13 protein-coding genes are annotated in these 14,906 nt (G+C 57.5%); 7 read left to right on the plus strand and 6 right to left on the minus strand.

The annotated features are described in order from the left end of the window. Position 1: 1 nt before the first annotated feature. Positions 2 to 847, minus strand: a complete 846-nt coding sequence (locus tag IP81_RS02440; RefSeq protein ID WP_054106378.1) for a helix-turn-helix domain-containing protein — start codon at positions 845 to 847, stop codon at positions 2 to 4. Between the two features lie 112 nt (positions 848 to 959). Between IP81_RS02440 and pobA the strand changes: the two genes are divergently transcribed. From pobA to IP81_RS02460, 4 genes are all read left to right on the plus strand, one after another. Continuing rightward, entirely contained in the window at positions 960 to 2,129 is a 1,170-nt protein-coding gene (pobA, locus tag IP81_RS02445) for a 4-hydroxybenzoate 3-monooxygenase (protein WP_054106483.1), read from the plus strand. Positions 2,130 to 2,220: 91 nt separating this feature from the next. After that, positions 2,221 to 2,895, plus strand: coding sequence for a response regulator transcription factor (locus IP81_RS02450; RefSeq protein ID WP_054106379.1), 675 nt, complete (start codon positions 2,221 to 2,223; stop codon positions 2,893 to 2,895). A gap of 193 nt (positions 2,896 to 3,088) precedes the next feature. Next, positions 3,089 to 3,994: a phytanoyl-CoA dioxygenase family protein gene (locus IP81_RS02455; protein WP_231626208.1), complete on the plus strand. Its 906-nt coding sequence runs from the start codon at positions 3,089 to 3,091 to the stop codon at positions 3,992 to 3,994. Then, complete coding sequence (locus tag IP81_RS02460) at positions 3,991 to 5,304, plus strand: TylF/MycF/NovP-related O-methyltransferase (RefSeq protein WP_054106380.1); 1,314 nt, start codon at positions 3,991 to 3,993, stop codon at positions 5,302 to 5,304. The genes IP81_RS02455 and IP81_RS02460 overlap by 4 nt, the downstream gene beginning before the upstream one ends. 70 nt (positions 5,305 to 5,374) lie before the next feature. On the opposite strand, the gene IP81_RS02465 is transcribed toward IP81_RS02460, so the two are convergent. Together IP81_RS02465 and IP81_RS02470 are read right to left on the minus strand one after the other, a co-directional pair. Continuing rightward, positions 5,375 to 8,080, minus strand: a complete 2,706-nt coding sequence (locus tag IP81_RS02465; RefSeq protein ID WP_054106381.1) for a TonB-dependent receptor domain-containing protein — start codon at positions 8,078 to 8,080, stop codon at positions 5,375 to 5,377. A 106-nt stretch (positions 8,081 to 8,186) separates the two neighbouring features. Next, a complete protein-coding gene (locus IP81_RS02470; RefSeq protein ID WP_054106382.1) occupies positions 8,187 to 9,749 on the minus strand; it encodes a hypothetical protein in 1,563 nt (520 codons plus the stop codon). A 261-nt stretch (positions 9,750 to 10,010) separates the two neighbouring features. On the opposite strand from IP81_RS02470, the gene IP81_RS02475 reads away from it, so the two are divergent. Then, positions 10,011 to 10,385, plus strand: a complete 375-nt coding sequence (locus tag IP81_RS02475) for a tetratricopeptide repeat protein (protein ID WP_054106383.1) — start codon at positions 10,011 to 10,013, stop codon at positions 10,383 to 10,385. Between the two features lie 42 nt (positions 10,386 to 10,427). On the opposite strand, the gene IP81_RS02480 is transcribed toward IP81_RS02475, so the two are convergent. The 3 genes from IP81_RS02480 to IP81_RS02490 form a co-directional block, all read right to left on the minus strand. Then, positions 10,428 to 11,771, minus strand: a complete 1,344-nt coding sequence (locus IP81_RS02480; RefSeq protein WP_197274490.1) for a mannitol dehydrogenase family protein — start codon at positions 11,769 to 11,771, stop codon at positions 10,428 to 10,430. A gap of 17 nt (positions 11,772 to 11,788) precedes the next feature. After that, complete coding sequence (gene uxaC, locus IP81_RS02485) at positions 11,789 to 13,189, minus strand: glucuronate isomerase (protein ID WP_054106385.1); 1,401 nt, start codon at positions 13,187 to 13,189, stop codon at positions 11,789 to 11,791. 189 nt (positions 13,190 to 13,378) lie between these two features. After that, positions 13,379 to 13,585 (minus strand): hypothetical protein, encoded by a 207-nt coding sequence (locus tag IP81_RS02490; protein ID WP_082355907.1) that lies wholly within the window; start codon positions 13,583 to 13,585, stop codon positions 13,379 to 13,381. 263 nt (positions 13,586 to 13,848) lie between these two features. On the opposite strand from IP81_RS02490, the gene IP81_RS02495 reads away from it, so the two are divergent. Together IP81_RS02495 and IP81_RS02500 are read left to right on the plus strand one after the other, a co-directional pair. Next, the gene (locus tag IP81_RS02495) at positions 13,849 to 14,181 is read left to right on the plus strand and encodes a DUF6481 family protein (RefSeq protein WP_054106386.1); all 333 of its coding nucleotides are present in this window, start codon (positions 13,849 to 13,851) and stop codon (positions 14,179 to 14,181) included. A gap of 26 nt (positions 14,182 to 14,207) precedes the next feature. After that, positions 14,208 to 14,903 carry a spermidine synthase gene (locus IP81_RS02500; RefSeq protein ID WP_157573048.1) on the plus strand — a complete coding sequence of 232 codons (696 nt, stop codon included), beginning with the start codon at positions 14,208 to 14,210 and terminating at the stop codon, positions 14,901 to 14,903. Positions 14,904 to 14,906 lie beyond the last annotated feature (3 nt).

Raw genomic sequence — 14,906 nt, forward strand, 5'->3', positions numbered from 1 at the left:
GCTACCGCCGACGCTCGTCAATAGGGCGCCGGCCAGTCATACGTTGATAAAAGCGGGAAAAATAGGAGGGGTCATCGAAGCCGAGTTCAGCGGCAACCTGGGTTCCGGTGGCATTGGTGAAACGCAGCAACCGATGCGCTTCGAGCGTCAGCCGGCGGTGGACGACATCCAGCGGCGTGCAACCAAGCCTTGCCGTGGTAAGCCGGGTCAAAGTGCGACGGGTCATGCCAAGGGCGTCGGCATAAAAATCGAGGCTACGGTGCTGGCGATAGTGCAATTCCACAAGCTGGCGGAAACGGTCGAGGCGGCGGTCTTGCCGCGCTTGCGGGGCTGCTTCGGGTTCATGCATCGCCAGCGTGCGGATCAGCGCTTCGGCGAGCGCCAGAAACAACGGATCTTGCTCCTGCCACTGCTGCTGTAAATCCAGCATTTCACGCGCAAGCCAGAAGGCGCGAACGGTTGCCTGTGGCGGCAATGGCGCGAGGCCTCCGCGCGCCAGCGCCGCCAGCAGCGGATCGGCGGGGCCGGTGCTCCTTGTGGAAAAGTCTGTCGACAAGGTGAGGACAAATCCGCGTGTGCCCTCACGAAAGCGAAATCCGTGGACGGCGGCAGCCGGTACGATCACCCTTCCCGGCCCTTCGAGCCCTACTGATGCACCTTCGAGCGTCACCTCGGCATGTCCCTCCTCTACCAGCAGGACCTGAACGAAGTGATCGTGTCGGTGGATGCCGATTTCCCAATCATGCAGCGCGCTGCGCTCGGCAATGGTTTCAATATGCGCAAAGCCGCCGGGAGTTTGCCCTGCGCCTTCGCCATAGAGCGCATAAGTGGGAATGGCTGTCAGCATGTCCCGAATGTACCAGTTGTTTGTCCTGAGCCTGCATTCCGCTTTTGCGCGCAGTCTGTCAACTTCGCGACATTGGTGCCGGCAGCCAGAGCGGGCGCGTGGGAGACGGATGATGAAGACACAAGTCGCCATTATTGGTGCCGGGCCTGCCGGATTGTTGCTGGGCCACTTGCTGAAGGCCGAAGGTATCGATTGCGTGGTGGTGGAACGCCAGCAGCCCGATTACATCCTTGGCCGCATTCGCGCAGGCGTGCTTGAACAGATCACCGTCGGCCTGATGGCGCGGCTGGGGCTGGACGGGCGGCTGAAGGCCGAAGGGCTGGTAGAAGAAGGCTTCAACCTTGCCGACGGCGAACGCCTGATCCGCATCGATGTGGCGAACCTGACCGGCAAAACCGTGGTCGTCTACGGCCAGACCGAAATCACCAAAGACCTGATGGATGCAGCGCCCGAACGCGGGTTGCCTGTCATTTATGGTGCAGAAGACGTGGCGCTGTTCGACATCGAAAGCGATGCGCCTTATGTAACCTATGCCGTGAATGGTGAAGCGCAGCGGATCGACGCGCGGTTTGTGATCGGCTGCGATGGCTTCCACGGACCTTCGCGCAAGGCCATTCCCGCCAGCGTGGCGCGCGAATATGAGCGGGTCTATCCGTTCGGCTGGTTGGGCATTCTGGCAGATGTGCCGCCTTGCAACCCCGAACTGATTTATGCCAACCATGAACGCGGCTTTGCACTGGCATCGATGCGCAGCCACACGCGCAGCCGCTATTATGTCGACGTGGCTCTGACCGAAAAAGTCGAGGACTGGAGCGACGAGCGCATCTGGGACGAACTGGCCGTGCGGCTGGGTCCAGAAGCGGCCGCAGGTATGACGCGCGGGCCTTCGATTGAAAAATCGATCGCACCCTTAAGATCGTACGTATTCGAACCGATGCGCCACGGCAGTCTGATGTTGTGCGGCGATTCTGCCCATATCGTGCCGCCAACCGGAGCCAAGGGCCTGAACCTTGCCGCCAGCGATGTGCATTATGCAGCAGAGGCGCTGGTCGCCTATTTCAAGCGGTCAGACAACGATGCGGTTATCGGCTATTCCGCCAAAGCCCTGGCCCGCGTGTGGAAATCCGAACGATTTTCGTGGGTTCTGACCAAGCTGATGCACCGCTTCCCCGAAGACGGTCCCTTTGAACGCGCGATGCAGGTGGCAGAACTCGACTATATCTCCAGCAGTGTTGCCGCCCAGACCAGCATTGCCGAGAATTATGTAGGATTGCCGGTTTGAACAGGTGGCCTGACCATAAGGGCTGTAACATCGTCATGCGCCCGTCACATTGCCGCGACAGAAAGCCCCTGTAGTTCAGGGGCTTTTTTGTATGCGGCATATCGACATCTTGCTGACCGAAGAGTTGCCCGGAGGGCGTGATACCTTTGCCCATTCGGACTTGCGTGTGGTGTTTCATCGCTGGAAATCTGATGCGCCGCTCCCATTGATGGAAGGCCAGCCATGGGCGTTTATCGATTGGGTCCTGCCCGAGATGTCGGGTCTTGAATTATGCCGCCGCTTCCGCGCAGTGGATGGACTTGGCCAGAACGCGCATATCACCATGATCCTTGAGGATGATGACGCCGAAGCCAAGCGCCGTGCGCTGCGGGCCGGTGCCGATGATTACATCATGGGACCGATTGACCGCGCGGCGCTGCTTGATCGCGTGCTTTCGGTCCAATTGCCCGATCATGAAGCCCCTGCCCGCACCCTGAAGCTTGGCGATCTGACGCTCGACCTTGCCGCGCTGCAAGCCCGCTGGCGCGAAAAGGCGCTGATCCTTATGCCGAACGAACTGCGCCTGCTGCGCTACCTGATGGAACAACCCGGCCACGTGTTTAGCCGCCAGCAATTGATCGCAGCCCTTGGCAAGCACGACCAGCCGATTGACGAACGCACCGTCGATGCATGGGTGAGCCGCCTGCGCCGTGCCTTGCGCGATGTTGGTGCCGGATCACCCTTACGCACCGTGCGCTCTTTAGGGTACGTCCTAGACCGGCCCTAATAATCCGAAGAACTCTACCTGTGGCAACAGGCTACATATACCTTGTGCTCTTTCAAAGTTTGGCGTTACACTCTTTAATACTGCAAGTATTGAAGCACAGAACCAAACGGCGAGCCTAATGTCCGAAAAAGAACGATTATTTCCCGGTATTCCATTGGTGGAATCCCCGATCTTTCGCCAAGAACTGCCCCGAATGGGGCTTTCAGAAGTTGAAATGGAAATCGCTATCGCTCTAAACCGGGACGGTTTTGCAGTTTTCGATTTTCCCGATCCTGTTATTGATGACAGGATCGAGCGCATCCGCAAGAGTTTGAGCGTCGAATTGGGCGTGAACGACGCCGATCCCGAAGCCTCGAAATTGAGCGGCCCCGGACGCATTCAGGATGCGTGGCAGACCAATGACGATGTGCGCGCCATTGCGTCAAATGCCATTGTGCTCGATTTGCTGTCACGGCTTTACGGACGCAAAGCCTTTCCGTTCCAGACCTTGAATTTCCCCGTCGGGACGCAGCAGCATTTGCACACCGATGCTGTGCATTTTTCAACCATACCGCCCAAATTCATGTGTGGTGTCTGGTTGGCGCTGGAAGATATTCAGGCAGACGCAGGTCCGCTTCATTACGTGCGCGGATCGCACAAATGGCCGATGATCGATAATGCGATGATCGGACGCAAAGGGCATGGCGCCGCCGACACATCAGCGCAAGCGCCTTACCACGATGCATGGGCTGCATTCATGGACGAGCACAATGCGCAGCCCGAACAGTTCCTCCCCTGCAAGGGCCAGGCGCTGATCTGGTCAGCCAACCTGCTGCATGGTGGCAGCATGCAGAACGATCCGCGCCTCACCCGCTGGTCACAGGTCACGCATTATTTCTTCGATGACTGCGTCTATTATACCCCGGCTTTCTCGGACGAATATCTTGGCCGTCTGGCGCTGCGCAATCTTGTCAGCGTGGCCGACGGGTCGCCGAAGCCCAACCTCTATCTGGGCGAAGAAATTGCACCAGTGACGCAAGCTCCATTGCCATGGGCAAAGCGCTTGAGGCAATCGCTGACCTTACGCCGCAAATACCATCAGGAAAGCTCTATGAAATGATCAGTTCCATGGTGAAATCCGCAAAGCGGCTGCAACGCTCGCTTCGTCCCGTGGGCAGTGTCGATGCCTTGGCAGGGGCGCGTGTTGCCGGTTGGGCATGCAGCAAAGGCCCGGTAGAGGTCGAAGTTTGGCTTGGAAACCGCCGTGTCGCAACATGCCTGCCGTCCATCGCGCGGCCCGATGTTGCACAGGCTTTCCCCCGCATGAAAGGCGCTGCGACAAGCGGTTTTAGTCTTGATCTTCCCGCAGGCGCCTTGGCCCCCGATGATCTGGCCGAGATGAAGATCCTTGCGCGGCCCAGAAATGGCATACTGCCCGCCAGCACGATCGGCACTTTTCCGGTTGTCGGGGCAAACCTTGCCCGAAAGTTCGCTACCGCCGGAGACAGCGGGATTGTCGGCCCCTTCCCCAAGGACGTCATCGACGCCACTGCAGCGGTCTGGCCAGAAGCCTGTGCCGACTTGAACACAGTTGAGGGCCAGACGCGGTTTGTTGACCGGCTCAAGCAAGTGATGAACACGGCGAGCCTGAACGCTCTGCCTGTATTTTCAAGATATTCCCGCTATTTAAGCGCCACGATGGCGCACTGTCGCTTTGTCGAACGCCATTTTCCGGCGGTGAATACAACGTCCGCACAAGGGGCTGCGGATTTTCACTGCAAACCCAATTCGATCAGCGAGCTGTTCTCTATCATCCATCAGCTTTACGTGCTGAAATCATGGGGAATTTCTGGCGATTTTGCCGAATTCGGGTGTTTCAAGGGCTATAGCTCCGCAATGCTCAGCTATGCCTGCGCGCAGCTTGGCATCAACATGCACATCTTTGATTCCTTCGAAGGTCTGCCGCCAGCGCCCGGCTCGGGTTATGAAGCCGGTCAATATGCCGGCAGCCTTGATGAAGTGCGCGACCATGTCGAGCGCTTTGGCCACTTGCCCTCGGTAACCTTCCACAAGGGCTTCTTTGCCGACACCTTCAAAACCTACACGCCCCCGCCACTAATGTGCCTGTGGATGGACGTAGACCTTGAGGTATCGTCACAAGATCTGATGGTGGTTGCTGACCGTCTTGATCCGCGCGCCAGCCTGTTCAGCCACGAATGCACTTCCGGCATATTCCAGGCAGGCGAAATCAGGACATCTGTCTCACCTGACAATCCGATTCCCCCGATGCTCGCCCGTCATGAAGAACTCGGGCGGCCACTGACCGGACGCTATGTTGCGGGCTACACCGGCGCATTCTGGCCAAAGCAGGGCGGCATCCCCGTCATCGACACCGAAGTGCTGGCGCAATTGACACGAAGCTTGCCGTAAAGTCCGGCCCAAAAAAGAGGCGGCCCTTTCGCAAGGGCCGCCTCCATAGGGTGGTTGATCGTGAAACGGTTTAGAACTTGAGCGAAGCCGACAGCGAGACGACGCGACCTAGATCATAGCTGTTTACTTCGACGCGGTTGGCGCCCGACTGTTGGAATTCGATGTTACGGCGACCGGTGAGGTTGCGCGCTTCGAACTTCATTTCCAGTTCGCGCTTGAACAGCTTGAAGCCCTGACGCGCCACGAAGTCGATACGCAGGCCGGGGTCCTGGAACACGTCCGGTTGGCTGGTGTTGATAAGGCCACGGCTAAAAACGCGCTTGCTAGCGTAGCTAAACAGCAAGGTTTGCTGCGACAAGCCATCGGTGTCTTCAAGTCCTAACTGAAAGTTAGCGATGTGTTCAGACTGACCAGTTAGCGGAGCCCCATTCCGGAAGAGAACCGAGGCAGGTTGTAGGACATCGGCTTCAACTATCGAGAACACTGATGTCGTGTCACCTTCGCGAACTCTAAGTTTCGACTTCGTATAAGTGTAGTTCGTAACCGTTACCAAACGCCGTGATTCCCAAAAACCACCCCAATCTGAAAGATCAAAGTACTTTTGAAGCTCAAGTTCAGCGCCGTAAAGATCGGCCCTAGGCGCGTTGGCAAAACTGGTGGACAAGCGGTTCGTGTCGACAACTACGTAAGTTTCAATCGGATTGTCGATCCGCTTGAAGAAGCCTGAAACTGAGAGCCGCTGATCACGGTCAAAGTACCATTCATACCTTGCTTCGGCATTGGTCAACTTGCTGTCTTGCAGGTTGGGGTTACCAGTGAATATGCGGTTCGTATCAGGATCAAAATAGAACTGGAGGATCAATTCACGGAATTGAGGGCGCGCAATAGTTTTTGACGCATTGAAGCGGACTTGCATGTTGTCTTGGAATTCCCAAGTCAACGTAGCCGCAGGCAGCCAATAGTCATTACTGATGCGTGTTTGCGCGCCACTGTTGTCTTGTGAAGCATTGGCAAACACTTGCACCGGTGAAACGCGCATGTTGCCCTTTTCAAACCGAACACCCGCATCAAGTTGCAATGAATCCATCAATTGCGCGTCGATTTTGGCATAAGCTGCATGATTGCGTAATGATGCAGCGAAGGTCGGATTGGGATTGACCTCGTTAAACTGAATGTCAAAGGCATCGATAACTGCATCGCTGAGCAAATGATCAGGGCGCAAGATGCTTACGCCGTCAGGTAGGTTGATCGCGCGATATTGGAAATCGCGGCGTGAACTTGTGCGATTAAAATCGGCAAAAGCATACCCGACAGTGGCGGTAACGCTGGGCAAGACCTTGTAAGATACGTCAACCCCGCCAGACCAAACATTCTCATTAAGGTCTGAAAAACTTACACTTGCGCTGCCTGAGGTCCCGTCAAGGTTATTGACAAAAAACTCACCGAGAGGATCGATGGCGTTGTTAGAACGGAGATATTCAAAGCCAATTTCATACGGCGCTTCACGCTGAGAATTTGAATATCCGCCACGCAAATCAACAGCCAGACCATCAAGCGGCTTAAACTCAGCCACCAAGTGGGTGTCAATAAGTTGCCGCTCGTACCAGGCTGTTTCTTGCTGTTGCACTTGTGTGGTTGCATTCTGGAGAGGACGTGTACCAAGACTTACTCGCGTATGCTTCAAGGTGTCGCGGATGTATAGATTGGTCCAACGGATCTTGTTACGATCAAATTCAAGGCCAAGGCCGAGCATTCCGTTGGCAACAATGCGATTATCCGTCACCACCCGGCGGAAATCCGATTCCAAGAGCGATAAATCATCTTGCCGTGATTCCTGGCTCAGAATGTCGCGCGTAATCCACTTGTTGCTGTATCCAGCCGTGGCGATTACGCCAAGCGTTGCCCCACCAAGTTCAAATGCCTTGCCTGCCGAAAGGGAGAGTGAACTGTTTACCGGCATGTTTGGAATACGCTGGGTTAAACCGTTCCGCGTGTTAATGACGCCCTTACCCAGCCCAATGTTATCCACCCCATCATCACCGGTACGATCACCGTTGGTAATGTAGTTTTGCAAAGCTGGCGTGAAATTGCGCTGCCCGTTATCGAACCCGGTCCAATCCGTGCTCGATCCAAAGTATGTATAGCCAAGCTGATTGGTGGTTTCGCTATCAAAGCCCAATCCGCCACCAATGCTAATGAAAGGCTCGTCTGGCGAGGATTTGGTGGTCAAATTGATGACACCGCCACCGAATTCACCCGGATAGTTTACCGAATAGGATTTTTGGACCAGCGAGGATGCGATGATGCTGGAGGGGAACAGGTCAAGCGGCACAACGCGCTTCATCGGCTCAGGGCTTGGTAATGGCGAACCATTGAGCATTGCCAATGAATAACGATCACCCAATCCGCGAACATAGACATAACCGTTGCCGACAACGCTCAGACCCGTCACGCGGCCAAGAGCGCCAGCGATGTTGCCTTCGCCCGTACGCGCGATTTCTGCCGATCCCAAAATCGATACGACTTGTGGTGCAGCGCGCTGAATGTTGCGATCACGCTGTCCGGTCACAACAATCTGACCGCCCGGGATGGACACTTCGACAGGGTTTTCTTCCGAAGTTTGCTCCACAGTCGCGTCAACTGCCTCAGTGGCGGTTGTATCGCTTGATGGAGTGTCAGCCTCAGCCGGTGTTGCGATGTTCTGCGCATGAACCAGCGCGGGCGAAAGCAGCGCGGTTGAAAGCAGCAGCGAGGTGGCGAGCCGCAGCATGGTCATATCCTTGTCCCCCCTGGGGATAATCCTGAGGAATGTTTTTTAATTGTATCGCGAGAAAGGGGGCAGCCGTTGCCAGCTACCCCCCGATATCGCGAAAGGCAGCCGATTACGTCGTTGGCAACGAGAGGCAAGAGCCGCTGGTGCTGCCAAAGTTTGCAGCCGTGCTGTTGCAAGTCCAACCTGCATACCACGTATCAGTGCTATCACGCACAGCGCCGATATAGGGCCGATCAGCGAAGAACGATGACAAGCTAACGATGCTGAAAGGTGTCACCGCAGTTTCGTTGGCACCATTGATGAAACCGCCCGTGAGGGTTGAGGTTAAACCATCGTTGTTGTTGTTTGCACCCGTGCCGAAGAAGTCGCCAACCTGTGTTGCGTTGAAAGTCCCGGTACCAAGGTACTTTGTAGCGTTGCAGGTCATCACAACGGAACGTGCCAACAACGTGGCGGAGTTTGCCCCACCCGAACCGTTCATACGGATACATTCGTTGTTCGGTGAAACAACTACGCCGTTGTACAGTTCAACGTCAGAATTGCCGCGGAAGAACAACGAGGCTTGGTTTTGACGCTCGTTATCAGGGTTGGCGAGCCTTTGAATTGCTGTGAAGTTAGAAATACGCGCACGCTGACGTGGGGTATCGGCTTCGTTATTGTTGCTGTCCAATTCCATGAGTGAGTCACCCACTCCGTCACGCTGGATCAGCAGAAGGTATTGGAGATTTGCTTGAATCCCGACATCCATATCCAAGCTGTCATCGTCAGCACCGACCACAATCAAGTGATTCATGTTTACGACGCCACCAAAAAACTCAACGCCGTCATCCGAGCTGTTGTAGCTCTGGATGTAGGAAAGCTTGGTGCCCGAACCTGTGCCCTCTGTGGTCAAAGACTGAAGTTCATCGTCAACCGCAATGGCAGCGCCAGAATAGCGGATTTGAACATATTTCATTTCACCACTGTTGTCGGTTGGCAAAGCACCGCCATAACGTGATTGATCTACGTCACCTTCAGTTCTGCGCTCACAATTGTTGGTTCCTACAGAACCAAATTGACAATCTGTAACAGGCGCACGCCCCATCAGGACGATGCCACCCCATTGCTGGTTTGACGTTTCGGTATTTTGACCGCGGACATTCTGGAGGCTGGTGAAGATAATTGGCTGGGTTGCTGTGCCCACAGCGTTGATTTTGTTGCCACGGTTAACAGCAAGCCAAGCACGCGAGTTGCTGGCATAAATGATCACGCCCGGGTCGATCGACAATGTAACATTGGTGTCTGTAGCAGGAGCAACAGGACGACTAAATCCGCCATCGGTACCGACTTGCACGCGACCGTTCATTTCATAAAGAACGCCGGGAGCTTTGGTCAGCGTGCTCGATGCGTTGAACCTGGCTGGCAGGCGGCAAACGCGCCACGTGCCTTCTGGACCAGTAATGGTGCCGGCATTGGTGAGGCCTTGCGAGTCAGCAATCGAGGGGCATTCAGCAGCAGCCTGCACCAAAGTCGACGTTGGCGTCGGGGTTGGTGCGGGTGCTGGTGGGGTGTTCGTCGTGTTGTTGATGGTAACGTTGCCGCCGGTGCCTGGCGAGGCGATGTCGGTAGGGCCGCAGCCGGCGAGCGCCAAAGCGCTGCAACCAACCAGGAAAAGGCCGTGGAAATTCTTCACGTGGTATCCCCCATGGATGATGGCAGGATCAATTCCCGCCGGGTCGAGGGGTTCTCTACGGGTCTAAAGTGACAGCCTGTTTGCGGTTTCTTGACAGTTATATGTCATATTAACTGACGGTTATGTGACTAATGTGACGAAGTGACGGAAACCAGCGGGTTTAATGATTGCAGATTTGTGACAATGTTACAGTTTGATTGCACTTCGCCGAGAATCACATAATTTCTGTTTCAGACAAAAGATTGAAACGGAGAGTCGGACATGAGCATGAGCCTTTTCCTCGCCGCCGCCCTGATGGCGCAAGCCCCCGCGACACTCACCGTGCCGGCTCCGGCATCGCCTGCAACAGACGTTGGTTATCATGAATTGATGACCGGCAGGCCCGAAGCCGCGATTGCGCGGATTGAACGCAATGGCCTTGCGCAGGCGGGCGATCCACTGGCGCTGATCAACCTTGGCACGGCATACAAGATGCTGGGCCGCAAGGATCAAGCCGCACGTTTCTATCGCGCCGCCGCCAGCAGCGATGAACGCTATGACGTGGAAATGGCCAATGGCCGCTGGGTCGATTCGCGCCGCGCCGCCAATCTCGCGATGGCCGCCATCGGCAGCAATGAACTGCTGGCGCTGAAGTAACTGCTCAATCCCGGCCACGCGATAAGGCGGGCCGGGATTTCTTCACTCTGCTGCGGTGATGATTGCAATATCGGACGCGGCAGGGCTCCATTCGCTTGGCAGCAAGCCGCCTTGCCCAAACAGCGCGCCAACCGGATCGGTTGATGCCGCCGCCCGCGCCAGTTCCGCCGCTCGTGGATCATCAACCCCACCGTTGGCACCCCTCAGATGCGCTATCCACGCGCCGATGGCGGTAAGGATCGCCTTGCACGGCCGTCCACCCTTGGCAGCTTGGGCGGCCAGTGTTTCCAGCCAGCGCTGCGGGATCTTCTGGCTGCCATCCATCGCAATCTGGATCAGCCGGTGATTGAGCGCGGGGTTGGCAAAGCGATCCAGCAAGAGCGTCGCATAGGCCTGTAGGTCTTGCCCCGGTGCAGCAGCGATGGTTGGCGCGGCCTCTTCGCACATAAGCCGTTCGGCCAGCGCACGCAAGGCAGGATCGGCCACCGCCTCGTGAACATAGGTGTGCCCCGCCGCCAGCCCGCAATAGGCCAGCGCCGAATGCGCGCCATTGAGCATGCGCAGTTTGGCGGTTTCATAAGGGGCCACGTCAGCCACCAGTTCCGCGCCCACCGCTTCCCAGCGCGGACGCGGTCCGGCAAAGCGGTCCTCGATCACCCATTGGCTGAACGGTTCGGTCACCACGCAAGCCTCATCGGCAAGGCCGCCCAGCCCCTCGGCAATCTGCGCGCGATCTTCATCCGTCGTGGCCGGAACGATTCGGTCAATCATGGTGCCGGGGCACGCGCAATTATCCGCAAACCACCCGACCAGATCCGGTTCGTGCCGCTCAAGATAGTGCCGCATCAGCGCCGCCAGCTTGGCCCCGTTATCGGCCAGATTATCGCATGATAGCAGGGTGAGGCCCGACAGCCCCGCATCGCGGCGGCGCAACAGTGCCTGCGTCACGAAGTAATAGAAGCTCAGCGAATGGGCGAGCGCGAAATCGAGCCCGCCCTGCCCGTCACGGCAATAGCCCTTCTCGGTCACCGTCAGGCTGACGATGCGCGTTGTAGGCGATGCGATGGCCGCGATCACCGCCTCGGGCTCCTCACTGGCCACCAAGACATTGCGCACCGCCCCTGCGATGCGCAGCGCGCTGCCCTCGCCCGATTGCTCTGCCACAGTATAAAGCCCGGACTGCGGATTCATCTGGCGGGCAACGCCGGGCGAGCGCAAGGAAACGCCGGTAATCGCCCAGTCGCGGTCGCCCGCATTCATCGCGGCATCGGTATACCACGCCATGTGCGCGCGGTGAAACGCGCCAATGCCGATATGGACAATGCCCACGGCCTGCGCTTCGCGATCATAGATCGGCCGGGCCACTTGCGCGGGCAAATTGGCCAAGGCTTGCGCGCCCAACCTCACAGTTTATAGGCCTTCTTTGCGAGGTTGTAGGACAGGTCTTGCGCCAGTTCAGCCGCTTCCCAATCCTCAATGCGGTGCTCCATCACCAGTTCGGCCAGGAACCCGCAATCGATCCGCCGCGCCACATCATGCCGCGCCGGAATCGAAAGAAACGCGCGGGTATCGTCGTTAAAGCCGACAGTGTTATACAGGCCTGCCGTCTCGGTCGTCATATTGCGGAAGCGGCGCATGCCTTCGGGACTATCATGGAACCACCACGCTGGCCCCAGCTTGAGGCAGGGATAATGCCCCGCCAAGGGTGCCAGTTCGCGGGCATAGGCGCTTTCATCCAGCGTAAACAGGATGATCGAGAGGCGGGGCTCATTGCCATAGCGATCCAGCAACGGCTTGAGCGCGTGTACGAAATCGGTGCGCATGGGGATGTCAGCCCCCTTATCGCGCCCGAATTGTTCGAATACAGCGGCGTTGTGATTGCGGAAACTGCCGGGGTGGATCTGCATGACAAGCCCGTCATCAACACTCATCCCGGCCATCTCGGTCAGCATCTGGGCGCGGAACAGTTCGGCATCAGCGTGGGAAAACTGGCCGGAAACAACGCGCGCGAACAGCGCTTCGGTTTCTGCGCTTGAAAGATTGGCCGTCGCCGCCGTGGGGTGGCCGTGATCGGTGCTGGTCGCGCCCATCTGCGCAAAGAACGCACGCCGCTTGCGGTGCGCCGCCAGATAGCCAGACCATGTGCAGCAATCTTCGCCGGTGAGCGCCGAGAAGGTATCAAGATTGTCGCGGAAACCTTCGAATTCGGGATCGACCACGGGATCGGGGCGATAGGCGGTTATGACGCGCCCCTGCCAGCCGCTGGCACGGATCGCAGCATGATGCTCAAGCGTATCAAGAGGGCTTTCGGTGGTAGCCAGCACTTCGATGTTGAAGCGTGCAAACAGCGCGCGCGGGCGGAACGCCTCGGTGGCGAGGCTTTCGGTGATCGTATCGTAATAGTGGTCAGATGTTTCAGCGCTCAACTGCACATCAATGCCAAACCCTTCGGCAAAGACCCAATCGAGCCACATCCGCGAAGGCGTGCCCCGGAACAGGTGATAGCGCTCGGCCAGCAAGCGCCACGCGGCACGCGGATCGGCGTTCTTGTTGCGCACACCCAGATCGGGCAACGCGATGCCTTGCGAATAGAGCATGCGGAACACGTAATGATCGGGCACGATCAGCATCTCGGTGGCGTTGCCAAAGCCCTCGTCCTGCGCGAACCAGCGCGGATCGGTATGGCCATGCGGGCTGATGATAGGCAGCCCTGCAACGCTGGCATAAAGCTCACGCGCCAGACCGCGAACCGAAGGATCGACCGGCAAGAGGCGGTCCGGGTGCAGTTCAAGTTTACGCGGCATCGATCTTCCAAACGTCGTTATGCTTTGTCGCAACGGCTAGCCCCTTGCGTGGCCACCCCTGCTCCTGGGCTGGTGCCGGGTTTATCACTCTGCTCTGATCGGTGAAACGACGATTGCAAAATTGCGCATACGAAATCATGCCTGCCTTACCGGGCTCTTGCAGCCTGCCGGAAGTCGCAATCTTTTCTGCTATTCCTTGGGCTTAACCGTAACCCAAACGTCCACCGGCGTCACAACCTTGCCCGGTGCCGGCTTGCCGATGTCGATCCGTTCGGCGGTGACCAGTTCGCCACTTTCCAGATTGAAGCTCGCCCAAGGCTTGGGCATGCGCCCGAATGTCATCTTCTGGATCGGCCGTCCGGTGACGGTGTTCATGATTGTTGCTGTAATGCCCATGAGTCGGCGGCTAGCGCTGCCGGGGGCATCCTGTCCACCGCACCACTGGGGATAAGTACCGCTATCCAAGCGTTTTTCAGCAAAGACGTATCGGTTCTGGCAATCGCAAGCAAAGTCGTGCTAGGGGCACCCCTGCAAACTTGGCATTCATGGAAAGCAGGCGCTAACGGCTCCTTCTTCCATCACGGCAAGACCTTGCAAAGCCGGCACGATACTTTGCTGTCGGCACAACTTTCAACTTAAAGGTTTTCGAGTACAGATTGATGGCAGGATACAAGGAACCAGGATTTAACGACCGGATCTCGGCAGCCGCAACAGCGCGCGCCAAGGCGCTTGCCCGTTTGCAGGCAAAGCCCGTCATCGATCCCGCAGCATTGGCCGAGAAAATCGCCAAAGCTGCCGAACGCGAAGCAGCACAAGCTGCCAAACGCGCCGCCGCACTGGCAGAGCGCGAAGAAAAGCGCGCGGCCGAGGCTGCCCGCAAGCAGGAATTGGCTGAGGCGGCGCAAGCTGCGATCAAGCCCGAAATGACCGAGGCCGAGCGCAAGGCGGCCCGCGATGCGCGTTACGCCGCGCGCAAGGCACGCAAGAAGTAGTACAGGACATCGAAGTTCTAGAACCGCTGCCCGGGCACGATTGGATCGGCACGGCGCACATCCCCAATGGCGTTGAAATCCGTCTGATGCAGCGTGGTGACGAGTTCACCATCCTGTTGGAACACACCGAATTAATGGGCACGCGCGCCAGTGGCTCGGAAGAAGCACTGGCGACAATGACCCAGCAGCGGCTGGGTGAACGCGCCGGGGCCGATTGGCTGATCGGCGGTTATGGCATGGGCTTCACGTTGCGTGCCGCACTCGGCTGTGTGGCCGACGATGCTTCGATAACGGTGGCCGAAATCGTGCCCGAAATCATCGAATGGGCGCGCGGGCCGATGCATGTGCTGACTGACGGCTGCCTTGATGATCCGCGCGTGATGATGGTCAATGGCGATGTCGCCTTGCTGATCGATTCAGCGCGCGAGGCCTATGACGCGATCCTGCTCGATGTTGACAACGGCCCCGACGGGTTGACCCGCGAAGTCAACGACGAGCTTTATCACCGCGATGGCTTGCAAGCCGCAATGGCCGCGCTGCGCCATGGCGGCATCCTCGCGATCTGGTCAGCCGAACACGACGAAGCTTTCGCCAAACGCCTTGCCGATACCGGCTTCGACGTGGACGAAGTGATCGTGCGCGAAGTGCTCGACCCGCGCGACGTAGACACGAACGGCGAAAAAGGCGGGCGACACATTATCTGGTTCGCCCAAAAGCCCTAAGCC

Origin of the sequence: Novosphingobium sp. AAP83 (genome assembly GCF_001295795.1) — a bacterium.
Classification (GTDB): Bacteria; Pseudomonadota; Alphaproteobacteria; order Sphingomonadales; family Sphingomonadaceae; genus Novosphingobium.

What these genes read in the sequence shown, in the direction of transcription:
- pobA (WP_054106483.1), top strand. Translation starts at nt 960, where the DNA reads ATGAAGACACAAGTCGCCATTATTGGTGCCGGGCCTGCCGGATTGTTG.
- IP81_RS02440 (WP_054106378.1), bottom strand. Translation starts at nt 847, where the DNA reads ATGCTGACAGCCATTCCCACTTATGCGCTCTATGGCGAAGGCGCAGGG.
- IP81_RS02495 (WP_054106386.1), top strand. Translation starts at nt 13,849, where the DNA reads ATGGCAGGATACAAGGAACCAGGATTTAACGACCGGATCTCGGCAGCC.
- IP81_RS02465 (WP_054106381.1), bottom strand. Translation starts at nt 8,080, where the DNA reads ATGACCATGCTGCGGCTCGCCACCTCGCTGCTGCTTTCAACCGCGCTG.
- IP81_RS02460 (WP_054106380.1), top strand. Translation starts at nt 3,991, where the DNA reads ATGATCAGTTCCATGGTGAAATCCGCAAAGCGGCTGCAACGCTCGCTT.
- IP81_RS02455 (WP_231626208.1), top strand. Translation starts at nt 3,089, where the DNA reads ATGGGGCTTTCAGAAGTTGAAATGGAAATCGCTATCGCTCTAAACCGG.
- IP81_RS02490 (WP_082355907.1), bottom strand. Translation starts at nt 13,585, where the DNA reads ATGGGCATTACAGCAACAATCATGAACACCGTCACCGGACGGCCGATC.
- IP81_RS02450 (WP_054106379.1), top strand. Translation starts at nt 2,221, where the DNA reads ATGCGGCATATCGACATCTTGCTGACCGAAGAGTTGCCCGGAGGGCGT.
- IP81_RS02475 (WP_054106383.1), top strand. Translation starts at nt 10,011, where the DNA reads ATGAGCATGAGCCTTTTCCTCGCCGCCGCCCTGATGGCGCAAGCCCCC.
- uxaC (WP_054106385.1), bottom strand. Translation starts at nt 13,189, where the DNA reads ATGCCGCGTAAACTTGAACTGCACCCGGACCGCCTCTTGCCGGTCGAT.